Here is a 21,800-nt window from a genome sequence, read left to right as displayed (position 1 = left end):
TGGAGCGTACGTGCCCGCTCACGCCAGGAAGATCGATTTTCCCTTCACCGTGATCTTCTTCGCGGGCAGCGGACGCGGGGCCGGGCCCGCCACCACCGAGGCGTCGGTGATGCGGTACTTGCTGCCATGGCAGGGGCAGTCGATGGTGCCGTCGGCGACCTTGTTCACCGTGCAGCCCTGATGGGTGCAGATCGCCGAGAAGGCCTTGAACTCGCCCTTCTTCGGCTGGGTGACCACGACCTTCTGTTCCTTGAAGACCTTGCCGCCGCCGACCGGGATGTCACTCTTCTCGGCGAGTTCCTTGCCGGCCGAGGGCTTGGAGGAGGCGATCGGGGAGGTGGTCGCGGTGGGGGACGCTGCCGACGAACTGTTGCTGTCGCCGTACTTGCTGCACCCCGCGAGCAGGAAGGCCGCGCCCGTTCCGAGAACCGTGCGCCGCGCCGGGGGGTTCGTCATGTCGTCACTCCGAACGTACGGAAGAACCAGAGAGCCGACGTCAGCCAGATGGCCGTGAGGACGACGAAGACGAGTCCTCCGACCAGGGGCAGCAGCCAGCCGGGCAGTCGCTCCGAGCGGAGCAAGAGCATTTTGGCACTAAATGCACCGAAGAAGAAGCAACCCAGGAGCGAATGCCACAGCACCCGCGGTTCGTACGTCTGATAGCCCAACGCGTACAGGCAGTGCACCGCGACCGGTACCGCCACCAGGAACGCGACCCGCCCCGACCAGCGGTGCAGCGTCGGCGCCCAGCTCGGCCCGGGCAGCTTCCCGTAGACCATGAACGCCGAGACCAACTGGACCAGCGCGAAGGCGAAGGCCGTCGTCGCCAGCCACGACTTCACCGCGCCCGTGCTGCTGAACCCCGCGAGGTTGAAGGCGGTCCCCGCCGGGTGGTGCGTTTTGCCGTAGGCGCCGAGGCCGACCGCGACCGCCGCGGCGACCAGGGCGGGGACGAGATAGCGGGCCGCGCCCGGGCGGCGGTGGGCGGGCGGGGGAGAGGGGAAGCCCTGGGTGGCGGCGTTCGGATCCACGGTCATATCGGCTCCCGATCAGGAAAGGGCCAGGAAAGGGTTCACGAACGGGTCTTGGCGTCACGGGTCTTGAAGTGACAGGTCTTGGAGTCACGGGTCTCGAAGCGACGGGCCTTGGTGCAACGGGTCATGGAGTGACGGGCGAGGCGGTGAGTGTCTGTCCGTCGACCGTCACGGTGCTGGACTCAGGGTCGATCGTCGGCGCCGCCGCGGGCTTGCCGTCCCGGTCGAGGATGCCGACCTGCTTGCCGCCGGGCAGCACGATCCAGCCGCCGTCGAGCTTGGCGCCGCGCACCGTGGCGGTCGCGCGGTAGAGCCCGGACGGCTTGACCGCCTTGTCGGCGGTGAACGCGTAGCGCTGCCCGCCGAGGTCGACGGTGCCGCGGATGCTGCTGCCGTCCTTGAGCGTGCCGTTCAGTTCGGCGCCGTTCTTGCCGGTGAGCTTCATGGTGCCGTCGTCCTTGACGTCGCCCTTCAGCCACGACTCCTTGCTCCGGCCGTCGCAGAAGTACGCGATCGCCTTGCCGCCCCGCAGGGAGACCGCGACCGCGGAGGCGTTGTCGTCGGTGCGGCCCGCGTAGTCGGCGTTCGGCGGCGCGCTCTTCGAAGGGGGCGGGGGGCTCGACGACGGCGGCGCACCGGTGGGCGGCGGGCTCACCTGCGGCGTGGCGCTGGGTGAGGCTTCCTGGGACGAGGAGGACGCGTTCTTCGTCCCCGTCGTCGCGTTGAGCGTCAGCATGAACACGGCGAGCAGGAGCCCCGCCAGAAGGGTGAGCAGCGGTCCTGGGCGTTTCATACGGGCCATGCGGGCCTCCCCCGAGGCGAGTCTTCTGCCATGAGAGCGGACCCGTGCCCCCGGCGTCCAGAGGCGCACGGGTGTGTTCTCACTACAAGTGGCGGAATAGGGCGATTCGGGTGACATTGGCGGAGGCTTGGGCCTGGCGGTGGCCTGCCCCGGTCGCACAACCGAAAGACACTCCCCAGACACTCCCCGAAACTCACTCTCGAGAGGCGTGACCATGGCAGGTAACGATCTCGGCGGCCTGCTCGGCGGTCTCCTCGGCGGAAGCGGCCAGGGTGGTTCCGGCGGTACCGGCGGTTCCTGCGCGGGCAACATCCTCGGCGCGCTGCTCGGCGCCCTGGGCGGCGGTGGCCAGGCGGCCGGCGGCAATCCCCTGGGCGGCCTGCTGGACATGCTCACCAAGTCGGGCCTGATGGACCAGGCCCAGTCGTGGATCGGCACGGGCGAGAACAAGCCCGTCAGCGGTGAGCAGATCGCCCAGCACCTGCCCCAGGCGGTCGACAAACTGACTCCGAGCGGAGAGCTGCCGCAGCCGGGCGCCTCCCTGGAGGACCTCATCAAGCAGCAGTCGCTCTGAGACGTGCTCCTTTCCGTGCGCGGCGGCCGTCTCGTCAGGCGGGCGCCGCGCACTCGCGCGTTGCGGCCTGACTACGCTGGTGTGACAAGACGAGACACGACGACATACGACGAGATACGACAGGTACGTAGCTCGGCTCAGCGAGGAGTGACACCGTGGCGGTACGAGCGGTCCGGGGCGCCGTCCAACTGGAACGGGACGAGGCCGGCCACATGGACGAGCAGGTCAGCGAGCTGCTCACCGCCGTCCTGGAGCGCAACGGTCTCACCACCGACGACCTCATCAGCATCTGGTTCACCGCGACGCCCGATCTGCACAGCGACTTCCCGGCCGCCGCCGCCCGCAAGCTCGGCATCGTCGACGTACCGCTGATCTGCGCGCAGGAGCTGGACATCGAGGGTGCGATGCCCCGGGTCGTACGGGTCCTCGCGCACATCGAGTCCGACAAACCCCGCGCCGACATCGCGCACGTCTACCTGGGTGCCGCGGGCGCGCTGCGCAAGGACATCGCCCAGTGAGAACCGCGCTCGTCATCGGAACCGGGCTGATCGGTACGTCGGCGGCCCTCGCGCTCTCCCAGCGGGGCGTCGTCGTCCACCTCACCGACCACGACCCGGAGCAGGCCCGTACGGCGGCCGCGCTCGGCGCCGGCACCGACGAGGCGCCCGGCGGCCCCGTGGACCTCGCGATCGTGGCGGCCCCGCCGGCGCACGTGGCGGCGACGCTCGCGGACGCCATGCGGCGCGGGGTCGCGCGTGGCTACCTCGACGTGGCGAGCGTCAAGGGCGGACCGCGCCGAGAGCTGGAGGCGCTCGGCCTCGACCTCTCCGCGTACATCGGTTCGCACCCCATGTCGGGCCGCGAGAAGTCGGGCCCGCTGGCCGCGACGGGCGACCTCTTCGAAGGCCGCCCCTGGGTCCTCACCCCCACCCGGGACACGGACACCGAGGTCCTGAACCTCGCCCTCGAGCTGGTGTCGCACTGCCGTGCCGTCCCGGTCGTCATGGACGCCGACGCCCACGACCGCGCGGTCGCGCTCGTCTCCCACATGCCGCATCTGGTGTCCAGCATGGTCGCCGCGCGCCTGGAGAACGCGGAGGAGGCGGCGGTACGGCTGTGCGGGCAGGGCATCCGTGACGTGACCCGGATCGCGGCCTCCGACCCCCGGATGTGGATCGACATCCTCTCCGCGAACCCGGGCCCGGTCGCCGACCTCCTCGCGGACGTCTCCGCCGACCTCGACGAGACCGTCCAGGCCCTGCGGGCCCTCCAGTCCTCCGACGAGGCCAAGCGGCGCGTGGGCGCGAGCGGCATCGAGGACGTCCTGCGCCGCGGCAACGCGGGCCAGGTCCGCGTCCCCGGCAAACACGGCGCCGCGCCTCTGACGTACGAGACGGTGGCCGTCCTCATCGACGACCAGCCCGGCCAGCTGGCCCGCATCTTCGCCGACGCGGGGGCCGTCGGGGTCAACATCGAGGACGTACGCATCGAGCACGCGACCGGACAGCAGGCCGGCCTCGTCCAGCTGATGGTGGACCCGAAGGCGGCACCGGTGCTGAGCACGGCACTGCGGGAACGGGGCTGGGCGCTGCGGCAGTAGGGCCACCGTCCGGCCCGGGGCGGCCTGCCCCGGAGCGACGCCGGTGCTTCCCGTGCGGTGGGCCCGGGAAGGGCCAGTAATGCGGGGTCCGGGGAGACAGTAACCTTGTGCTGGGCGCGATCGTGCCCCGCACAGACCTCCACCCCGCACCAGGAAGGTGTTCCCACCGTGGAAAACGGCGCCGCCCGGCCCGCCCCGGCAGTGATTGTCGCCATCGACGGCCCCTCCGGCACGGGCAAGTCGAGCACCTCCAAGGCCGTGGCCGCGAAGCTGGGCCTCAGCTACCTGGACACGGGCGCGCAGTACCGGGCGATCACCTGGTGGATGGTGACCAACGGCATCGACATCACGGACCCGACCGCGATCGCCGACGTGGCCGGGAAGCCGGAGATCATCTCCGGGACCGACCCGTCCGCGCCGGCCATCACGGTCGACGGGACCGACGTCGCGGGCCCGATCCGCACCCAGGAGGTCACCTCCAAGGTCAGCGCGGTCAGCGCGGTGCCCGAGGTGCGCACCCGGATCACCGAGCTGCAGCGTTCGATCGCGGCCGCCGCCGAGCTGGGGATAGTCGTCGAGGGACGCGACATCGGCACCACCGTGCTGCCGGACGCCGATCTGAAGATCTTCCTCACCGCTTCCCCGGAGGCGCGTGCCTCCCGTCGCAGCGGTGAGCTGAAGGGCGTGGACGTCAACAGCACCCGCGAGGCCCTGCTCAAGCGGGACGCCGCCGACTCCAGCCGTAAGACCTCCCCCCTCGCCAAGGCGGACGACGCGGTCGAGGTGGACACCTCCGACCTCACGCTCCAGCAGGTCATCGAGTGCGTCGTCACCCTCGTCGAGGAGAAGCGGGCCGCCAAGTGACCGCACCCTCCGAGAGAGGCGCCGAGGTAGGGCGCCGTATCGGCGTCGGCCTGATGTACGGGCTGTGGAAGCCGCGCGTGCTCGGCGCCTGGAAGGTCCCCGCGACCGGCCCGGCGATCCTGGCCGTGAACCACTCGCACGCCATCGACGGCCCGATGGTCATGGGCGTGGCGCCCCGCCCCACCCACTTCCTGATCAAGAAGGAAGCCTTCATCGGCCCGCTCGACCCCTTCCTCCTCGCCATCGGCCAGGTGAAGGTGGACCGTGCGACCACCGACCGCACCGCCATCACCGACGCCCTCGGCGTCCTGTCGTCCGGTGGCGTGCTCGGGATCTTCCCGGAGGGCACCCGCGGTGAGGGCGACTTCGCCTCGCTGCGTGCCGGACTCGCGTACTTCGCGGTCCGCTCCGGCGCACCGATCGTCCCCGTGGCGGTCCTGGGAAGTTCCGAGAAGAGCAGCCGGTTGACAAAGGCGCTGCCCCCGCTGCGCAGCCGGGTCGACGTCGTCTTCGGAGATCCCTTCGAGGCCGGCGACGGCAGCGGACGGCGTACCCGCAAGGCGCTGGACGAGGCGACCACCCGCATCCAGAAGCAGCTGAGCGCCCACCTGGACCACGCCAGGCGTCTGACCGGACGCCCGGAAAACGCCGGGCGCCCCACCGGGCACTAGGCGACACTTGAGTAGTGGATCACCCGATATGCGGGCGGTCCACCGATCACCACGATGAACGACGAGGTACGGACTTCATGAACGACCACATCCAGCCCGACGGCTCGGCCGGCCAGGCCGAGCACGAGCACGGGGCGCTTGGCGATGCCGAGTACGCGGAGTTCATGGAGCTCGCCGCGGAAGAGGGCTTCGACATCGAGGACGTCGAGGGCGCGATCGACGAGGCGGGCCACGGCCCGCTGCCCGTCCTCGCCGTCGTCGGCCGGCCCAACGTCGGCAAGTCGACCCTGGTGAACCGGATCATCGGCCGCCGCGAGGCGGTCGTCGAGGACAAGCCCGGCGTCACCCGCGACCGCGTCACCTACGAGGCCGAGTGGGCGGGCCGCCGCTTCAAGCTCGTCGACACCGGCGGCTGGGAGCAGGACGTCCTCGGCATCGACGCGTCCGTCGCCGCGCAGGCCGAGTACGCGATCGAGGCCGCCGACGCGGTCGTCTTCGTCGTCGACGCCAAGGTCGGCGCGACCGACACCGACGAGGCGGTCGTACGCCTTCTCCGCAAGGCCGGCAAGCCCGTCGTCCTGTGCGCCAACAAGGTCGACGGCATGAGCGGCGAGTCCGACGCCTCCTACCTCTGGGCCCTCGGTCTCGGCGAGCCGCACCCGGTCTCCGCGCTGCACGGCCGTGGCACCGGCGACATGCTGGACGCCGTCCTCGAGGCGCTGCCCGAGGCTCCGGCACAGACCTTCGGCACCGCGGTGGGCGGCCCCCGCCGCATCGCCCTCATCGGCCGCCCGAACGTCGGCAAGTCCTCGCTCCTGAACAAGGTGGCCAACGAGGACCGCGTGGTCGTCAACGAGGTCGCGGGTACCACCCGTGACCCGGTCGACGAGCTCATCGAACTCGGCGGCATCACCTGGAAGTTCGTCGACACGGCGGGCATCCGCAAGCGCGTCCACCTCCAGCAGGGCGCGGACTACTACGCCTCGCTGCGTACGGCCGCCGCCGTCGAGAAGGCCGAGGTCGCGGTCATCCTGATCGACGCGTCCGAGACCATCTCCGTACAGGACCAGCGCATCGTGACGATGGCCGTCGACGCGGGCCGCGCCATCGTCCTCGCCTTCAACAAGTGGGACACCCTCGACGAGGAGCGCCGCTACTACCTGGAGCGGGAGATCGAGACCGAGCTCCTCCAGGTGGCGTGGGCGCCCCGGGTGAACGTCTCGGCGCGCACCGGACGGCACATGGAGAAGCTCGTCCCCGCGATCGAGACGGCCCTGGACGGCTGGGAGACCCGTGTCCCGACCGGCCGTCTGAACGCCTTCCTCGGCGAGCTCGTCGCCGCCCACCCGCACCCGGTCCGCGGCGGCAAGCAGCCCCGCATCCTCTTCGGAACGCAGGCCGGCACCAAGCCCCCGCGGTTCGTGCTCTTCGCCTCCGGCTTCATCGAGCACGGCTACCGGCGCTTCATCGAGCGCCGGCTGCGCGAGGAGTTCGGCTTCGAGGGGACGCCGATCCACATCTCCGTGCGGGTGCGCGAGAAGCGCGGCGCCAAGAAGAAGTGACGTAGCGACAGGTGAGGGGCGGCTCCCATGGGAGCCGCCCCTCACCTGTTCAACCGTTTCTGCTCACAGGCCCCTGCGGGGCGCGGGTGGCAGCGCGGCCGGGATGTGGTGCAGTCCCGTACCGTGCTGGCGTGCCACCGGCTGCCAGACGCCGGTCGTCGACGCGCCGTGACCGTGCTGGGAGCCGCCGTTGCGCGCGGAGTACGCCCCCGCGCTGTAGGAGCTGTACGACGAGGAGTACGAGGATCCGCCGTACGCGCTGGAACCCTGTGTCAGGATCCCGAAAGCCGTGAAGCCGAGTTGGTCCTCGCCGTGGCGGTCGCCGGGCAGGGCCTTGAACGATCTGACCCACTCGGCGTAGAGCGCGTCATAGATCGGCGTGGCCGATGGGCCGCGCGGAGGATCCTGAGCCGATCGCGCGGCCGGGATCTGATGGAAGGGCTGGCGGCGGGGGGCGTCGTAGGTGTGCACGTATGTGCCAACGACCCCACAGCCCAACAGATGCGGTCACACCTTTGCTTCCTCCCGCCCCGTCAGGGGCGCAAGCCCTTCAGGGGCGCGGGGAACTGCGCGACCGGCCACACACGACCCGCAGCCGACAACGCACCCCCGCACCCGGCTCGCCCCGGTGGAACGCTCACGTTCCGGCGAGCGGCATCGCGGCAGCCACCAACTTCCCGTTCGCCGCCGCCTTGTCCAGCGCGTCCCGCAGCAGATCCTCCCGCGGCTGCCGCCCGATCGACCCGACCGGCGCCGCGAACAGCAGCACCTGCTGGTGCTTGTTGGCGGCGGCCCGCCAGCTCTCCGCGACCTGGAGCGCCTGGTGCGCCTGCCACCAGGCGACGGGCGACCCGCCCCCGGTGCCCGGCTGGAGCACGGCGTGCAGTTGCCCCATGGCGAGCAGCACGGACCACCCGTGCAGCACCGGCGGCACCGAGCTCAGCTCGGTCACCGGCATGAACCCCTGTTCGATGAGGAGCGGCAGGAAGTCGTCACCGATGTCCGTCGAGCCGGGCCGCACGATGGGTCCCGTGGGCTCGACGACGAGCGCGGGGTGCAACTCGCCGCTGATCAGGATGAGTCCGCTGGTGACGCCGAGCACGGCCTGCTCGGGCGCGGCCTGGGCGGGCACGCCGTCGGGGTTGATCGAGCGGACGGCGCCCTGGAGTTGCTCCTCGGTGACCTGGACGACCTGTGAGGGCAGACAGGTGGCGTGGGCGAAGGCGAGGACGGCGGTCTCGTCGCCGATGAACAGGACGGTGCTGGTGCGCTCCTGTTCCGAGTCGCCCGGGGTGCGGCAGGACGTGCAGTCGTAACTGCCCGGGGCGTTCTCTCCGGCGAGCAGCCGGTCGGCTTCTTCGTCGCCGATCTCGGCGCGTACGTCGTCGCTGACGTCGAGCATGCGCGGCACGGGTGGCTCCTCGGGATGCGGTGCGTGGCGATGCCGGGTGGCTCCCGGCCCATGAATCCGGGGGTCCCGGCTCATGAAGATGACAACGGGCGATCTGTGGCCGGAGTCACGCTCGGGAGCGAACGGAATCGAACCATCCGACGCGCAGGGTGATCCCTTGTGCGGAATCTGTTACTCCGAGCCAACTTCGTGTGCGTTCAAGGAAGTTGGTTCCGTGAAGTGGGTCACAGGTCACTTGAGCGGCTGGTCGATAAATCCTGAAATCAGCCTATGAAGTGGGTGGCTGAAAATCGCCGATACCCGCGGTAACTGTGAACTGGCCTCGAATGACATGGAGTTGGTTGATATCGGGGCGACCGTGTCCATAGATTTCTCGGCCGTGTGCACAGAGCACCGCTCGGGTACGTCCGCCGGCCGAACCGTACGACTGGTTCGCAGCACCACCTCCGGCGGACGGGGCGGAGCACGACGACCGCGTCCTACGCGCAGGAAGTCGCGCCCCGCCTTGGGGGATCCCGGGTGTTTCGAGAGGGAACTACATGTCCGCATGTGCCGATAACACTCGTAAGGTTCGTACGACGCGTACGACGGCGGTCCTCACCGGGGCGGCTCTGCTCGCCCCGCTCGGACTGCTCGCCGCGACCGGCAACGCCGCCGCGGCCGACAGCGGAGTGTGGGACCGCATCGCCAAGTGCGAGAGCGGCGGAAACTGGCACATCAACACCGGCAACGGCTACTACGGAGGACTGCAGTTCTCCGCCGGCACCTGGCGGGCGTACGGCGGTACGGCCTACGCGTCGACCGCCGACAAGGCCTCCAAGGCCGCCCAGATAGCCGTTGCCACCAAGGTCCAGAACGCACAGGGATGGGGCGCCTGGCCCACCTGTTCGGCGCGGGCCGGAGCATATGGCAACGCACCCGCGTCCTCGGGCGCCGCGTCGTCCGGAGGGTCGGCCACCACGAAGTCGGCCCCCAAGGCGGCACCCAAGTCGACGTCGAAATCGGCCTCCAAGTCGGCTCCCACCAAGTCGACGACCAAGTCGGCCCCCGCACAGGCGTCCGAGGCCCCGGCGCGCGCATCCGGCCACACGAACCGCGCGGCGTCCCGCGGCGACTACACCGTCCGCGGCGGCGACACCCTGAGCGGTATCGCGGAGCGGCACGGAACGACCTGGCGGAAGATCTACGCCGCCAACCGGGCGGTCATCGGCGGTGACCCCGACCTGATCATGCCCGGCCAGCGGCTCGACCTCTGAGCCCCGGCTCCACCCCGCCGCCCCACCCGGTCCTCCGACCGGGTGGGGCCCCGGGCGCGGCGGGGCGGACACGCCCGGTGTGCTGTTTAACGTGACCCGATGCACCTCGAGCCGACGCCATCGCCCCTGTTGAGCAAGCGCATGCGGTACGTGGCCGCGACCGTGGCCATCCTGGCCGTCCTCGTTCCCGCGAGGGCGGCCGTCGCGTCCCCGTCCCCGTTCTCCGGCCCTTGGGCGGGGCGGGTGTCGTACAAGTGTGCGCGGGACCATTGGCCCTGGGGCTGTCTCGCCAAGTGCGAGAGCAGCGGGCGCTGGCACGCGAACACCGGAAACCACCACTACGGAGGACTGCAGTTCAGGCAGGCCACCTGGGTGGCGTTCGGCGGCCGAGCGTACGCCCCGCGCGCGGATCTGGCCCGGCGGGAGGAACAGATCAAGGTCGCCAAGCGGGTGGTGCGCGTCCAGGGGTGGGGCGCCTGGCCTGTCTGTGCCAAGAGGTACAAACTCCGGCACCGCACACGTGTGATGAACCCCGGTCGGACGTTCTAGGTCTGCCGGCGGCGCACTTCGGCCGCCTCTCCGCTGAACGCGACCGAGCCCCGGCTCAGTTCATGGACGTAGGTTGTCCGGCCCGCCCGTTCGCGCAGACCGGGCGGCAGCCGCTGCTCGGCGACCACCACGCACGCGTCGAGGCCGCCGAGGAGTTCGTACGTGCGGGCCGCGACCGCCGGTGACATGCCCTGGGCGGGCTCGTCGACGAGCACCACACGCGCGGGTGCCAGCAGGGCGCGGGAGAGGGCGAGCATGCGCTGCTCGCCCCCGGAGAGGGTGCCGGCGCGGCGCGGAAGGAGGGGCTCCAACTGCGGGTACGCGTCGAGGACGGGAGCGAAGTCGGGCGCGGTCAGCTCCAGGTGCTCGCGGACCGTGAGCGAGCCGAAGACGGCCCGACGCTCCGGGACCAGGCACAATCCGCGCCGGGCCCGTTCGAAGGCGGGCAGCCGGGTCACGTCCACCCCGTCCCAGACGACGGCGCCGTCGGACAGCGGCACGGTTCCCGCGAGGGCGCGCAGGGCGGTCGTACGGCCCGAGCCGTTGCGGCCGAGCAGCACGGTGAGGCCGGGGCCGGGCGCGACCAGGGTCACGCCGTGCAGGGCCTCCAGGGGGCCGTAGCGCACGCGCGCGTGGCGCAGGGAGATGTTCATCCGCGCCCCCGCTCCAGTACGTGGCGGGCGGGGCCGGAGGTGACGACGCGTCCGGCGGTCATGACATGGACGACGTCGGCGAGGTCGGCGACCAGATCGAGGTCGTGCTCGACGACCAGCAGGGCCGTGCCGTCCGCGGCTAGTGCGCGCAGTACCCGGGCCAGCGCCGTCACTTCGGCGGTGTCCAGGCCCGCGGCGGGCTCGTCGAGCAGCAGCACGTGCGGACTTCCCGCGAGGGCCCGCGCCAGCTCGACGCGTCTGAGCGTCCCGGTCGGCAGTCCCTCGGCGGGCAATGCGCGGACCGGCCCGTCGAGCCCGAACAGCCGCAACGCCCGTTCCGCCGCGGCGGGATCGGCGATCCGGCCCTGCTCCGCCCCCACCTGGACGTTCTCGGCCACCGTCAACGAGGGGAAGACGGCCAGCTGCTGGAAGGTCCGCGCGATGCCGAGCCGGGTCCGGGCGTGCGCCGCGAGCCGGGTGATGTCCCGTTCGCCGAACAGCACCCGGCCGTGCGAGGGTCGGAGCGTTCCGGCGAGGCAGTGGAACAGGGTGCTCTTGCCGGCCCCGTTGGGCCCCACGACAGCGGTGACCCACCCGGGCCGGACCTCGAGATCGACCCCGTCGAGCGCGGTGAACCCGTCGTAGGCGACCCGTATCCGTCGGGCGAACAGAGATCCGGGCGTCGCCGCGGCCGGAGTATGCGGGGCGCTCGGTCTGCGTGATGTGGTGTCCCGCCCGGGTGTTGCGGCTTGCGGACCTCGGGCCGTCCTCGTGGGCCCGTCGGGACCTGGGCGGTCACCGGCGCCCGGTGGCGCGGCGGCGGGCGCCGGTTCGGTGCCGTCCGGCCGTCCGGTGGGCCCCGTCTCCACCGGCCGCAGTCGTCGCCGCACCCGCGCCCCCAGCGGGGTCGGCGTCGCCCCGCGGCGCGGCCGGAGCCGGGACGTCGCCGTGCGCAGGGCCTCGTACGGGCCACCGGGGAACCGGCCGACGAACACGGCGAGGACCCCGATCAGCGCCGCGGCGACCCCGCCGCGCGCCCCCGCGTCGAGCCCCACCAGCAACGCCGCCGCGGCCAGCGCGCCGAGGGCGCTGTCGGCGCCGAGGACCACGACCGCCGCGAACCAGAGCAGCCCGCGCACCGGGTCGTACGCCGTCGCGTCGAAGGCGCGCAGACCCATGCCGAGCATCCCCCCACCCAGCGCGGCCAGGGCGGCGCCCGCCACGAAGGCCGTCAGCTTCAGCGAAGGGACCCGTACGCCCGCCGCGGAGGCGCCCGACGCGTGGTCGCGCATCGCGGCCAGGGCGCGGCCCGTACGGCCCCGGCGCAGCGCCCCCGTCGCCAGCAGCGCGGCCGCCAGCAGCCCCAGTTCGAGCACGTAGTACGCGCGGTCGCCGTCGAAGCCCGCCGGGCGATCCAGGGACAGCCCCGAGGTCGCGTAGGGCTGGGCGAAGACGAAACGGCTGACACCCACCCCCACGGCGAACGTCGCCAGGGCCAGCGCCAGGCCGTGGCGGCCGATCGCCGGCCAGCCGGTCAGGACCCCGAGCGGGGCGACCAGCACCACCGCCACCGCCAGCGCGGCCAGTTCGGGCAGACGGGGCAGTCCGGGGAAGCGGCCCGCGGCCAGCAGCGCGGTGAAGAGGGCGCCCAGACCGGCGTACGCCGCCTGCCCGAGGGAGATCTGACCGCCGCGGCCGGTCACCACGACCAGGGACAGGAGCACCACACCCAGCGCGGGCACCTGCACCGACGTGTGCAGGTCCGAGCCCGCGAGGCCGAGCGGCAGCAGGAACAGCACGACCGCGACGATCCACGCGCCCGGGGGCGTCACCACCCGGGCCGTCGCCGTACGCGGCAGGACGTCCCGGTCGCCGATCCCCGGCAGGACGAGCGCCGCGACCAACAGGGCCACCACGAACAGGTTCGCGCCCACCGCCTGGAGCAGCGGCTCCGCCCAGCCCGCCGGATGCAGCCGCGTCAGCTGACTCTGCGCGACCCCGAGACCCAGCGCCACCACGACGGCCACCGGCAGGCTGCGCATCCGGGCGGCGACGGCCACCGCCATCACCTCCATGACGAGCAACGGCATGCCGTACGGATCGAGTCGTACGTACGGCGCCAGGAGCACGCCCGTCAGGCCCGCCGTGAAGGAGCCGAACGCCCAGCCCGCGGCGGCCACCCGGTCCGCGTCGATGCCGCCGAGCACGGCGAGCGAGCGGTCGTCGACCACGGCCCGCAGTTCCGTGCCCAAGCGTGTCCAGCGCGTCACGCCCCCCACCCCGACCGCCAGTGCGACGGCGACCGCCAACTGCCCCCACGGGTCCGCCGACACCAGCGTCGGCGCGTCCGCGCGCGCCCCGGTGCCCCACACCAGCGCGGCCCCGCCGACCAGCAGCACGAAGACGCCGAGAGACGCGACCAGCGTCTGCGCCGGGTCGCCGCCGAGGACGGACAGGGGGCGGAAGACGAACCGTTCCAGGGCCATGCCGATCGAGGGGGCCACCAACAGCAGCGTCACCGCGGCACCGAGCGCGAGCGGCCAGCCCCACACCACCGTGAACTGCCGCAGCAGATACGCGCACACCATCGCGATCGCGCCGTGCGCGAAGTTCAGCACCCCGGTCGCCCGGTGGGTGACGACCAGCCCGATCCCGGTCAGCGCCGCCGCGCCGCCGACCGAGAGCCCGGCCAGCGTGAGGTCGTACGTCAGGGAACCGCTCATCACCGCTCCGGCGCGGGCGACCGCTCGGCCGCGGGCGGCTCACAGATCGGGCACGGGCCCAACTCCCCGCTCGCCAGCACCCGCGAGTCCACCGGCACGGCGGCGGCCTTCCCCGCGACCAGCGGGCAGTCCGCGCGGTGCCACAGCGTGCCCCCGGGGACCATCAGCAGCGCCCCGCTGACGGCGAGCGGCGCCACGGCGGCCTGTTCGGACCGCTCCGCGTCGGCGGGCTCGGCCGCCACCAGCAGCCCGTACAACTCCTCGACACGCGCCGCAGCCAGGGCGTTCCTGCCGTGCGTGAGCAGCACCGCGCCCGCGACGATCAGCGCGGCCCCGGGAACCGTGCAGGACGCCAGGAAGGGCAACTGCCGTTCCGCGTACCGCTCGCCCGAGACGCCGTACCAGCCGATGACGCACAGCACCGCCCCGGCGGCGAGGGCGGCGCACCCGGCCCACAGGACGGGGTGCACGGTCCGCAGTCGAGATGTCCGCATCCTGGCTCCCAGACGTCGTGTGTCTGTCTGTCTTCCAAGTCCGCCAATGGACTTGCACTATGCCTTCTGGAAGCTGACCCTGAAAGCTCCGGGCGCGGTCGGCCCGGACCGACACCCGGTGGTGAGCCAGCATGGTTCTCGGGAGCGACCTCAGGCGGGACAACGGCCGGGGGGTGGCGGCGCTGGTCGCGCTCGTCCTCGCCGGGGCCCTCACGGCGTGCGGCGACAGCAGCGGCGGCGGGAGTTCTACCCCTCCGCCCACCCCCACGGTGGAGCGGCCCAGCAGCGCGTCGGCCAGCCCGACCGGCCCGGACGACCCGGCGGCGGCCGAGAACCAGGTCAGGCGGAACTGGGAGAAGTTCTTCTCCCCGTCCGTCCCCGTCAAGGACAAACTGAACTACCTGGAGAACGGCGACAGGATGACCGCGGTCGTCCAGGGCTTCAGCGGCGACAAACGTGGTCAGCAGGTCGCGGCCCAGGTCCAGAAGGTCGTGTTCACCGCGCCCGCCGTGGCCGAGGTGACGTACGCGCTGACCCTGAAGGGCGCGACCGCCCTGCCCAACGCCTCCGGGACGGCCGTCTACGAGAACGGCACCTGGAAGGTCTCCGACAACACCCTCTGCGCCCTGGTCGCGTTGAGCGGCGACGGATCCGCGACCCCGGCCGGCTGCTGACCCGCCGTGCGCCCCAAGGGAGTTCCCGGAGGAGTCCTCGCCGCGGGCCTGCCGCTCCTGCTGGGCACGGCACTCGTCCTGGGTACGGCGGCCTGCGGCAGCCGCCTGCCCGAGAGCGACTTCGAGCACCGGACCACGCCCGCCCCGCAGAGCACCGCCCCGCTGCGCGTCGGCATCGTCACCAGCGCCACCAGCCCCGTCGGCGGCTCCGCCTTCACCGGCCCCCGCGACGGGGCCAAGGCCTACTTCGACCGTCTCAACGCGCGCGGGGGCATCGGCGGCCGCCCGGTCGAGGTGCGCACCTGCGACGACGGCGGCAGTGGCGTGGGCGACAACGAGTGCGTGCACCGGCTCATCGACGAGGACAAGGTCGTCGCCCTCGTCGCCACCACCGCCCTCGACTACGCGGGCGCCTCCCGCGTGTCCGCCGCCGGAGTGCCCGACATCGGCGGACAGCCCATCGGCGCGGCCTACGACACCTATCCGCACCTCTACGGGATCTACGGCAGCCTCGCGCCCCGCGAGGGAACACCGGGCTGGGGCGGGAAGCTGTACGGCGGCACCGAGGTCTACCGATACTTCAAGCGCGTCCAGGGCGCCCGTACGGCCGCCGTGATCTCCTACAACCAGTCCGCGTCGGCCGCGTACGCCCGGCTCGTCACCCGGGGCCTGAAGGCCGAGGGCTACCAGGTGGTCACCGAACAGGTCGACTTCGCGCTGCCCAACTTCCGCGCCGCCGCGGCCGATCTGAAGGACCAGGGCGCCGACCTCGTCTTCGACGCCCTCGACACGCACGGCAACGCCCAGCTGTGCAAGGCGATGGACGACGTCGGCGCCAAGGTCATCGCCAAGGTCACCAACGTGCAGAACTGGACCTCCACCGTCCCCGAGGACTACAAGGACGCCCCGCGCTGCCGCAACGCCCTGTGGGCGACCGGATCCAGCCGGAACTACGAGGACACCTCCGACGCCGCCGTCCGCGCGTTCCGGGACGCCACCAAGGGCCTGCCCACGCACTCCCAGTGGCAGCTGGAGGGCTGGGCGGCCGCGATGTGGTTCACGGACGCCGCGAAGTCCTGCGCGAAAACGGGCGTCACACGCGCGTGTGTCGACCGCTTCATGAACCGCGGCGCCCCGTACACCGCCGACGGCCTGCTGATCCCCGTCTCCTCCGAGCGCCTGCCCACGCCCCCGAAGACCCGCCGGACCTGCGTCTCGGTGGCCCGCTGGGAGGACGGCAGGGGCTGGGTCTCCCAGGGCGACATGAACAGCGACTGCTTCGAGGTGCCGCAACTGTCGTACGAGCCCTGACGTGCCTCGGCTGTCCAGCGCGCCCTGATGTGCACATGAGAAGCAACCATTCACCCGGGCCTGGGGTCTATCCCGACAGGAGGCGGATCCGACGGAGGACCCGGTGGTGCCGCCCCGCACGAAAGGGCGCTCGCATGATGACGCCGGTCCCGCGGACCGCTCGGCACCGCGCCGACCCGGACGCCGCCGTGCCCCCGTGCGCCGACTGCATCGCCGACTCCGCGGGCGGACTGACCTTCGACGTCACCGAGACCGGCGAGCCGGGCGCCGCGCTCCTGGTGCTGCGCCGCCGCGAGGGCCACGAGGAGGTCAGCCTGCCGCTGACGCCCACCGGGGACGGCCGGCTGCGCGCCGCGCTGCCCAGCGGCGTCGCCCTGCCCGAGGGCCGCTGGGACGCCTACGCCCAGGTCGCGGGAGGCGAGCCGCGACGGCTGGCCCCCGGCGTCAACGACCTGCGCTCGCTCGTCGCCCGGGTCCCCAGCGGCTCCCTCGGCCATGTCGCCGTCCGCATCCCGTACGCGACCCGGCACGGCAACCTCTCCGTGCGCAGCTGGCTGCGGGTCCCGCACGCGGAGGCCGTCGAGCTGTACCGGGGGGAGCGGGGACTGGGCGTACGAGGCCGGGTGTACGGCGTTCCCCTCGTGCCGGACGCGTATGCCGAGGTCTGCCACCGGGACGCGGCCGGTCCGCCGATCCGCGCGGAAGTGGCCGTGGAGCAGGCGGAGTTCGGCTTCACGGTGGCATACGGCGCCCTGCGGCCCGGCGTCTGGGACCTGTGGCTGCGCCCGGCGGGGGAGGGCGGGCCCCGGGTACGGATCGCGCGGCTGCTCGACGCCATCGCCGACAAGCGCCCCTTCCTCATCCACCCGAGGGTGCCGGTGAAGACCCTGCACGGCCCGGTGGAGGCCGGACCCTCCTACACGCGGGACAACGATCTGTCCGTGACGGTCACCGCGGCCGGCTGACCGAGCCCGGCGCCCAGGAGCACCTTGCGGACCGTGGCTGTCCGCAAGGGCTGGCAGACTCGACGGCATGTTGGAGACATCGGCACGGCTGCTGCGGTTGCTCTCACTGCTGCAGGCCCACCGCGAATGGTCCGGGGCCGATCTGGCGGGCCGTCTGGGCGTGACGCCCCGCACGATCCGCCGCGATGTGGACCGGCTGCGCGAGCTGGGCTATCCCGTCAACGCCAGCCCGGGCACGGGAGGCGGCTACCAGCTCGGCGCGGGGGCCGAGCTGCCGCCGCTGCTGCTGGACGACGACGAGGCGGTGGCCGTCGCGGTCGGGCTGCGCACGGCCGCCGGGCAGGGCATCGAGGGCATCGGCGAGACCTCCGTACGCGCCCTCGCCAAGCTCGAACAGGTCCTGCCGAGCCGACTGCGCCGCCGCGTGAGCGCCCTCAACGCCTTCACCGTGCCGATGCTGCGCGGCCCCCAGCCCTCCGCCGTGGACCCGGGCGTGCTCACGGAACTCGCCAACGCCTGCCGCGACGGTGAGCGGCTGCGCTTCGAGTACCGCGACCACGCCGGCTCCCCGACCCGCCGGACCGTCGAACCGCACCGCCTGGTGTGCACCGAACGCCGCTGGTACCTGGTCGCCTGGGACGTCGACCGCGACGACTGGCGCACGTTCCGGGCCGACCGCATCACCCCCACGCCTCCGCACGGACCCCGCTTCACCCCCCGTACGCCACCGGCCGAGGATCTGGCGGCGTACGTCTCCCAAGGGGTCTCCACACGCGCCTACGCCTCGCAGGCGGTCGTCCGGCTCTTCGTGCCCCTGGCAGAGGCGGCCGAGCGGATCTCCCCCTCGGCGGGGACGCTGGAAGCCTCCGGGGAGGACAGCTGCGTCCTGCGCACCGGCGCCGCCGGCCTCGACGTGATGGTGATTCACGTGATGCTGACGGGCTTCGAGTTCGAGGTCCTGGAGCCGGCCGAACTCACCGAGGCGATCAGGACGGCCCGGGACCGGTTGTCCCGGGCGCTGGAGCGCTCTCCTGAGCGATCACCCCGTACAGGGGATGGTGCAGGTCGAACGCCGGGCTCTCGGAGCGGATCCGGGGCAGCGTGACGAAGTTGTGCCGGGGCGGCGGACACGACGTCGCCCACTCCAGGGAGCGGCCGAAGCCCCAGGGGTCGTCCACCTCGACCTTCGTGCCGTACTTGGACGTCTTCCAGACGTTGTAGAGGAACGGCAGCGTCGACATGCCCAGCAGGAACGCGCCGATCGTCGAGACGGTGTTGAGCGCCGTGAAGCCGTCGGCGGCCAGATAGTCCGCGTACCGGCGCGGCATGCCCTCGGCACCCAGCCAGTGCTGCACCAGGAACGTCGTGTGGAAGCCGACGAAGAGCGTCCAGAAATGGATCTTGCCGAGCCGTTCGTCGAGCATCTTGCCGGTGAACTTGGGCCACCAGAAGTAGAAGCCGCCGAAAGTCGCGAAGACGACGGTGCCGAAGACGACGTAGTGGAAGTGCGCGACCACGAAGTACGAGTCGGTGACCTCGAAGTCCATCGGCGGCGAGGCCAGGATCACCCCGGTCAGACCGCCGAACAGGAACGACACCAGGAAACCGATGGCCCACAGCATGGGCGTCTCGAAAGAGAGCGAGCCCTTGATCATCGTCCCGCTCCAGTTGAAGAACTTCACCCCCGTGGGCACCGCGATCATGAACGACATGAAGGAGAAGAACGGCAGCAACACCGCGCCCGTCGCGAACATGTGGTGCGCCCACACCACGATCGACAGACCGGTGATGGCCATCGTCGCGGCGACCAGCGTCAGATAGCCGAAGACCGGCTTCCTGCTGAAGACCGGCAGGATCTCCGTGATGATCCCGAAGAACGGCAACGCGATGATGTAGACCTCGGGATGCCCGAAGAACCAGAACAGGTGCTGCCACAGCAGCGCGCCGCCGTTGGCCGCCTCGAACACCACCGACCCGAAGCGCCGGTCCGCCTCCAGGACCAGCAGCGCCGCCGCGAGCACCGGGAACGCGAAGAGGACGAGGATCGAGGTGAAGAGGATGTTCCAGGTGAAGATCGGCAGCCGGAACATCGTCATGCCGGGGGCCCGCATCCCGACGATGGTCGTGATGAAGTTCACCGCGCCGAGGATCGTGCCGAAGCCCGTCAGCGCCAGGCCCATGATCCACATGTCGGCGCCGATGTTCGGAGACCGCTCCAGGCTGTTGAGCGGGGCATAGGCGAACCAGCCGAAGGAGGCGGGCCCGTCGGGCACCATGAGCGAGCCGAGGACGATCAGGCCGCCGAAGAGGAAGAACCAGTACGACAGCATGTTCAGGCGGGGGAAGGCGACGTCCGGGGAGCCGATCTGCAGCGGCATGATCTCGTTGGCGAACCCGGCGAAGGTCGGGGTGGCGAACAGCAGCAGCATGATCGTGCCGTGCAGGGTGAACAACTGGTTGAACTGGTTGTTGTCCACGATCTGCAGACCGGGCCGGGCGAGTTCGGCGCGCATCACCAACGCCATCAGACCGCCGATGAGAAAGAAGGCGAAAGACGTGATCAGGTAGAGGTGCCCGATCTTCTTGTGGTCCGTCGTGGTGAGCCAGTCCACGGCGAGCCGCCCCGGTCGCTGCCTCCTGTGTAGGGGTCGCGCCGTCGCCCGCGCGGTCTCCGTGCCCATTGCTCGCCCCTTCGCCGTCGCGCCGTGGGCCTGCCTGAAGCTCACGCCGTGGTGCTCGCATCGCTCCGCGCTCCGACAGAGGGTGTGCGGGGGTTCTGTGCTGGAACCGTGCATTTCCTATGCGGTGTCAGCTTCCGCGACATGCCCCGGAATCGGAATGGAAAGGCTTCCCCCACGGGATCTCGAGGGGGGACTCCGCACTTTCCATTGGGTTATTCGGGACGGCGTCAAGGTAGTCCCGAATTACGTTCGAAGGCGTGCGGGACACGTACGGAACCCCTCGTACGTGTGACGGAGTTCGGCCGAAACGGGTGTCGTGACCCTGTGACAGAAGTGTGACCGGAGGGGCACGGGTGACGCATGGTCTCCGGCCCGGACTTCCCCCGCCGCGGTCAGCCGCCTAACGTGGCGGTCATGGCACCCATTCCCACCCCGCCCGCAGAGCCCCAGGACAGTCCGCAGGCCTATGTCGGCCTGGAGGCGAGGAGCGCCGAGCACCGCGCCCGGGAGCACGGCTGGTCCACGGTGCGCTCGCTGCCGCCCGGCGCGATCATCACCATGGAGTACCGCACGGGGCGGCTGAACTTCGAGGTCACCGACGGCCGGGTGACCCGCTGCTGGAAGGGCTGAGACCACGGAATGCGCGAAGGCCCCCAGCTCACGAGCCGGGGGCCTTCGCCGTGCGGGGAGGTTGTGCGTACCGGCCCCGCTGTTCTCCATGATCGGTCCGTTGTGCCTCAGCCGCCTGTCAGCGGCCGGGCGGACGTCGTCGTGGTGGTGCGCGCCACGCGGTCCGAGTGCGGTGGACGGCGGCTGCCGACCGGGGTGACCGGGGTGCGCTCCGAGCGGGTCGTGTGGGGTCCGGGCGCCAGGTAGACCGGTGCCCGGGGCGGGCGGGCGGTGGGCACCGCTCCGCGCGCCGGAGCCTCCTCGTCCACCGGGACCGACTGCTTGACCAGCACGGGCGCACCGACCGGGGAGCCGACCGGAGCCTCGGCCGGGGCGGGCACCGCACGGCCGCGGCGGGCGCGCCAGGCGTCGCGCAGGGTGAACAGACCGGTCTCGGCGCGGGCGATCAGCGGCTCGCACCACGGCAGCGCCAGCAGGATCAGCAGACCGGCGGCCCAGCCCAGCAGCACATCGCTCAGCCAGTGCGTACCGAGGTAGACGGTGGTGAGGCCGACGCCGAGCGAGGTCACGGCGGACAGCGCCGACAGCCAGCGCCTCGCCCGCGGGGTGGAGGCCAGATAGGCCAGGATTCCCCAGGTCACGACGGCGTTCGCGGTGTGGCCCGAAGGAAATATATCGCCGCCCAGACCCATCTCGTTCGAGCCGATCGTGATGGCGTAGTGCGGGCCGAGGCGGCCCATGCCGAGCTTCGCGGCGCCGACCGTGATGTTGAGCAGCAGCAGCGAGGCGCCCAGCGTGAGCATCGGGCGCAGGGTGTGCTGCCGCCAGGAGCGCCAGCCCAGCCACGCGGCGACCATCACGGCGGTGGGACCGCGCTGGCCCAGCACCACGTAGTAGTCGAGGAACGCGTGGATCTCCGGCCACTGCTGATAGGGCCGGAAGAACATGACCTGCCAGTCGAACCGGACCAGCCACGATGTGATCGCAACGGCCCACACGATGGCCACGTAGAAGGCCAGGGTGGCTCCGAAGAGCACAACCCTGTGCCTGCTCATCTTCGGCACATCGATGTTCGCCGGCCGTTCCGGCTCACGGTCCAACCGGGCGAAGACCCGGTCCAGACGGGTGAGGTTTCGTTCGGTACGCACTCAATCGACGTTACAGCGAGTGAGCTGCGTTCCAGGCCGAATCACTCGCTTTGTGATGACGATGTGATGTGGGATTCCTCTCAGGGCGATGTTTAATTCCAATGATTCTCTAATCATCGGCGCACCGATCCTTCAATTCCATTGATCGGCTCGGGCTTCTGTTTTATGCCACTTTTGAATTCGTTCACCGAATCCTGG

Annotated in this window: 23 protein-coding genes; 13 read left to right on the top strand and 10 right to left on the bottom strand. The window is 71.4% G+C overall.

All coding sequences use genetic code 11. The annotated features are described in order from the left end of the window. Nucleotides 1–18: 18 nt before the first annotated feature. The 3 genes from KVT44_RS07795 to KVT44_RS07785 form a co-directional block, all read right to left on the bottom strand. A complete protein-coding gene (locus KVT44_RS07795) occupies nt 19–456 on the bottom strand; it encodes a Rieske (2Fe-2S) protein (protein ID WP_054234462.1) in 438 nt (145 codons plus the stop codon). After that, nucleotides 453–1,037 carry a DUF6529 family protein gene (locus KVT44_RS07790; RefSeq protein ID WP_099923448.1) on the bottom strand — a complete coding sequence of 195 codons (585 nt, stop codon included), beginning with the start codon at nt 1,035–1,037 and terminating at the stop codon, nt 453–455. Before KVT44_RS07790 ends, KVT44_RS07795 begins: the two co-directional genes overlap by 4 nt. A 121-nt stretch (nt 1,038–1,158) precedes the next feature. Then, complete coding sequence (locus KVT44_RS07785; RefSeq protein WP_217566519.1) at nt 1,159–1,827, bottom strand: hypothetical protein; 669 nt, start codon at nt 1,825–1,827, stop codon at nt 1,159–1,161. 223 nt (nt 1,828–2,050) lie between these two features. Between KVT44_RS07785 and KVT44_RS07780 the strand changes: the two genes are divergently transcribed. The 6 genes from KVT44_RS07780 to der all read left to right on the top strand — a co-directional run bounded on the left by KVT44_RS07780 (nt 2,051) and on the right by der (nt 7,107). Further along, nucleotides 2,051–2,410, top strand: coding sequence for a YidB family protein (locus tag KVT44_RS07780; RefSeq protein WP_217566486.1), 360 nt, complete (start codon nt 2,051–2,053; stop codon nt 2,408–2,410). Nucleotides 2,411–2,565: 155 nt separating this feature from the next. Next, nucleotides 2,566–2,928, top strand: coding sequence for a chorismate mutase (aroH, locus tag KVT44_RS07775; protein WP_054234458.1), 363 nt, complete (start codon nt 2,566–2,568; stop codon nt 2,926–2,928). After that, the gene (locus KVT44_RS07770) at nt 2,925–4,010 is read left to right on the top strand and encodes a prephenate dehydrogenase (protein ID WP_217566485.1); all 1,086 of its coding nucleotides are present in this window, start codon (nt 2,925–2,927) and stop codon (nt 4,008–4,010) included. Before aroH ends, KVT44_RS07770 begins: the two co-directional genes overlap by 4 nt. Before the next feature lie 168 nt (nt 4,011–4,178). Continuing rightward, a complete protein-coding gene (gene cmk, locus KVT44_RS07765) occupies nt 4,179–4,874 on the top strand; it encodes a (d)CMP kinase (protein WP_099923449.1) in 696 nt (231 codons plus the stop codon). Continuing rightward, nucleotides 4,832–5,545, top strand: a complete 714-nt coding sequence (locus KVT44_RS07760) for a 1-acyl-sn-glycerol-3-phosphate acyltransferase (protein WP_217566484.1) — start codon at nt 4,832–4,834, stop codon at nt 5,543–5,545. The genes cmk and KVT44_RS07760 overlap by 43 nt, the downstream gene beginning before the upstream one ends. A 77-nt stretch (nt 5,546–5,622) precedes the next feature. Then, complete coding sequence (der, locus tag KVT44_RS07755; RefSeq protein WP_099923451.1) at nt 5,623–7,107, top strand: ribosome biogenesis GTPase Der; 1,485 nt, start codon at nt 5,623–5,625, stop codon at nt 7,105–7,107. Between the two features lie 63 nt (nt 7,108–7,170). Here der and KVT44_RS07750 read toward each other — a convergent pair whose 3' ends face one another. Both KVT44_RS07750 and KVT44_RS07745 read right to left on the bottom strand, forming a co-directional pair. Beyond that, a complete protein-coding gene (locus KVT44_RS07750; protein ID WP_099923452.1) occupies nt 7,171–7,578 on the bottom strand; it encodes a hypothetical protein in 408 nt (135 codons plus the stop codon). 166 nt (nt 7,579–7,744) lie between these two features. After that, nucleotides 7,745–8,518 (bottom strand): hypothetical protein, encoded by a 774-nt coding sequence (locus KVT44_RS07745; protein WP_099923453.1) that lies wholly within the window; start codon nt 8,516–8,518, stop codon nt 7,745–7,747. A gap of 539 nt (nt 8,519–9,057) precedes the next feature. Here KVT44_RS07745 and KVT44_RS07740 point away from each other — a divergent pair. Both KVT44_RS07740 and KVT44_RS59965 read left to right on the top strand, forming a co-directional pair. Then, nucleotides 9,058–9,774: a transglycosylase family protein gene (locus KVT44_RS07740; RefSeq protein WP_190169513.1), complete on the top strand. Its 717-nt coding sequence runs from the start codon at nt 9,058–9,060 to the stop codon at nt 9,772–9,774. Nucleotides 9,775–9,873: 99 nt separating this feature from the next. Continuing rightward, nucleotides 9,874–10,323, top strand: a complete 450-nt coding sequence (locus KVT44_RS59965; RefSeq protein WP_099923455.1) for a transglycosylase family protein — start codon at nt 9,874–9,876, stop codon at nt 10,321–10,323. Here the strand turns inward: KVT44_RS59965 and KVT44_RS07730 are convergent. From KVT44_RS07730 to KVT44_RS07720, 3 genes are read right to left on the bottom strand one after another with little or no spacing between them, the layout of a single operon-like run. After that, nucleotides 10,320–10,976, bottom strand: coding sequence for an ATP-binding cassette domain-containing protein (locus tag KVT44_RS07730; protein WP_190169514.1), 657 nt, complete (start codon nt 10,974–10,976; stop codon nt 10,320–10,322). The two genes, KVT44_RS59965 and KVT44_RS07730, sit on opposite strands and share 4 nt — an antisense overlap. Further along, nucleotides 10,973–13,699: an ATP-binding cassette domain-containing protein gene (locus tag KVT44_RS07725; RefSeq protein ID WP_217566483.1), complete on the bottom strand. Its 2,727-nt coding sequence runs from the start codon at nt 13,697–13,699 to the stop codon at nt 10,973–10,975. The genes KVT44_RS07730 and KVT44_RS07725 overlap by 4 nt, the downstream gene beginning before the upstream one ends. Continuing rightward, entirely contained in the window at nt 13,699–14,193 is a 495-nt protein-coding gene (locus tag KVT44_RS07720; RefSeq protein WP_099923458.1) for a hypothetical protein, read from the bottom strand. The genes KVT44_RS07725 and KVT44_RS07720 overlap by 1 nt, the downstream gene beginning before the upstream one ends. Nucleotides 14,194–14,324: 131 nt before the next feature. Here KVT44_RS07720 and KVT44_RS07715 point away from each other — a divergent pair, with 131 nt between their 5' ends. The 4 genes from KVT44_RS07715 to KVT44_RS07700 all read left to right on the top strand — a co-directional run bounded on the left by KVT44_RS07715 (nt 14,325) and on the right by KVT44_RS07700 (nt 18,248). Then, nucleotides 14,325–14,867: a hypothetical protein gene (locus tag KVT44_RS07715; RefSeq protein ID WP_217566482.1), complete on the top strand. Its 543-nt coding sequence runs from the start codon at nt 14,325–14,327 to the stop codon at nt 14,865–14,867. A 48-nt stretch (nt 14,868–14,915) separates the two neighbouring features. After that, nucleotides 14,916–16,178 (top strand): ABC transporter substrate-binding protein, encoded by a 1,263-nt coding sequence (locus KVT44_RS07710; protein ID WP_217566518.1) that lies wholly within the window; start codon nt 14,916–14,918, stop codon nt 16,176–16,178. 137 nt (nt 16,179–16,315) lie between these two features. After that, on the top strand, nt 16,316–17,143 hold the full coding sequence (locus KVT44_RS07705; RefSeq protein ID WP_254649118.1) for a hypothetical protein: 828 nt from the start codon (nt 16,316–16,318) through the stop codon (nt 17,141–17,143). A 67-nt stretch (nt 17,144–17,210) separates the two neighbouring features. Continuing rightward, nucleotides 17,211–18,248, top strand: a complete 1,038-nt coding sequence (locus KVT44_RS07700; RefSeq protein WP_217566481.1) for a YafY family protein — start codon at nt 17,211–17,213, stop codon at nt 18,246–18,248. On the opposite strand, the gene ctaD is transcribed toward KVT44_RS07700, so the two are convergent. Continuing rightward, nucleotides 18,130–19,824 carry a cytochrome c oxidase subunit I gene (ctaD, locus tag KVT44_RS07695; protein ID WP_217566480.1) on the bottom strand — a complete coding sequence of 565 codons (1,695 nt, stop codon included), beginning with the start codon at nt 19,822–19,824 and terminating at the stop codon, nt 18,130–18,132. The two genes, KVT44_RS07700 and ctaD, sit on opposite strands and share 119 nt — an antisense overlap. A 414-nt stretch (nt 19,825–20,238) precedes the next feature. Between ctaD and KVT44_RS07690 the strand changes: the two genes are divergently transcribed. Next, complete coding sequence (locus KVT44_RS07690; RefSeq protein ID WP_075027802.1) at nt 20,239–20,454, top strand: I78 family peptidase inhibitor; 216 nt, start codon at nt 20,239–20,241, stop codon at nt 20,452–20,454. A 107-nt stretch (nt 20,455–20,561) separates the two neighbouring features. Here KVT44_RS07690 and KVT44_RS07685 read toward each other — a convergent pair whose 3' ends face one another. Beyond that, nucleotides 20,562–21,602: a phosphatase PAP2 family protein gene (locus KVT44_RS07685; protein WP_099923462.1), complete on the bottom strand. Its 1,041-nt coding sequence runs from the start codon at nt 21,600–21,602 to the stop codon at nt 20,562–20,564. Nucleotides 21,603–21,800: the final 198 nt, after the last annotated feature.

The sequence above is a fragment of the Streptomyces sp. GbtcB7 genome, assembly GCF_019091445.1.
Taxonomy (GTDB): Bacteria; Actinomycetota; Actinomycetes; order Streptomycetales; family Streptomycetaceae; genus Streptomyces; species Streptomyces mirabilis.
This window is presented reverse-complemented; position numbering and strand designations above follow the sequence as displayed.

What these genes read in the sequence shown, in the direction of transcription:
- KVT44_RS07785 (WP_217566519.1), bottom strand. Translation starts at nt 1,827, where the DNA reads ATGAAACGCCCAGGACCGCTGCTCACCCTTCTGGCGGGGCTCCTGCTC.
- KVT44_RS59965 (WP_099923455.1), top strand. Translation starts at nt 9,874, where the DNA reads ATGCACCTCGAGCCGACGCCATCGCCCCTGTTGAGCAAGCGCATGCGG.
- der (WP_099923451.1), top strand. Translation starts at nt 5,623, where the DNA reads ATGAACGACCACATCCAGCCCGACGGCTCGGCCGGCCAGGCCGAGCAC.
- KVT44_RS07720 (WP_099923458.1), bottom strand. Translation starts at nt 14,193, where the DNA reads ATGCGGACATCTCGACTGCGGACCGTGCACCCCGTCCTGTGGGCCGGG.
- KVT44_RS07780 (WP_217566486.1), top strand. Translation starts at nt 2,051, where the DNA reads ATGGCAGGTAACGATCTCGGCGGCCTGCTCGGCGGTCTCCTCGGCGGA.
- KVT44_RS07730 (WP_190169514.1), bottom strand. Translation starts at nt 10,976, where the DNA reads ATGAACATCTCCCTGCGCCACGCGCGCGTGCGCTACGGCCCCCTGGAG.
- KVT44_RS07795 (WP_054234462.1), bottom strand. Translation starts at nt 456, where the DNA reads ATGACGAACCCCCCGGCGCGGCGCACGGTTCTCGGAACGGGCGCGGCC.
- KVT44_RS07690 (WP_075027802.1), top strand. Translation starts at nt 20,239, where the DNA reads ATGGCACCCATTCCCACCCCGCCCGCAGAGCCCCAGGACAGTCCGCAG.
- KVT44_RS07790 (WP_099923448.1), bottom strand. Translation starts at nt 1,037, where the DNA reads ATGACCGTGGATCCGAACGCCGCCACCCAGGGCTTCCCCTCTCCCCCG.
- KVT44_RS07740 (WP_190169513.1), top strand. Translation starts at nt 9,058, where the DNA reads ATGTCCGCATGTGCCGATAACACTCGTAAGGTTCGTACGACGCGTACG.
- KVT44_RS07705 (WP_254649118.1), top strand. Translation starts at nt 16,316, where the DNA reads ATGACGCCGGTCCCGCGGACCGCTCGGCACCGCGCCGACCCGGACGCC.
- KVT44_RS07725 (WP_217566483.1), bottom strand. Translation starts at nt 13,699, where the DNA reads ATGAGCGGTTCCCTGACGTACGACCTCACGCTGGCCGGGCTCTCGGTC.
- ctaD (WP_217566480.1), bottom strand. Translation starts at nt 19,824, where the DNA reads ATGGGCACGGAGACCGCGCGGGCGACGGCGCGACCCCTACACAGGAGG.
- KVT44_RS07700 (WP_217566481.1), top strand. Translation starts at nt 17,211, where the DNA reads ATGTTGGAGACATCGGCACGGCTGCTGCGGTTGCTCTCACTGCTGCAG.
- KVT44_RS07715 (WP_217566482.1), top strand. Translation starts at nt 14,325, where the DNA reads ATGGTTCTCGGGAGCGACCTCAGGCGGGACAACGGCCGGGGGGTGGCG.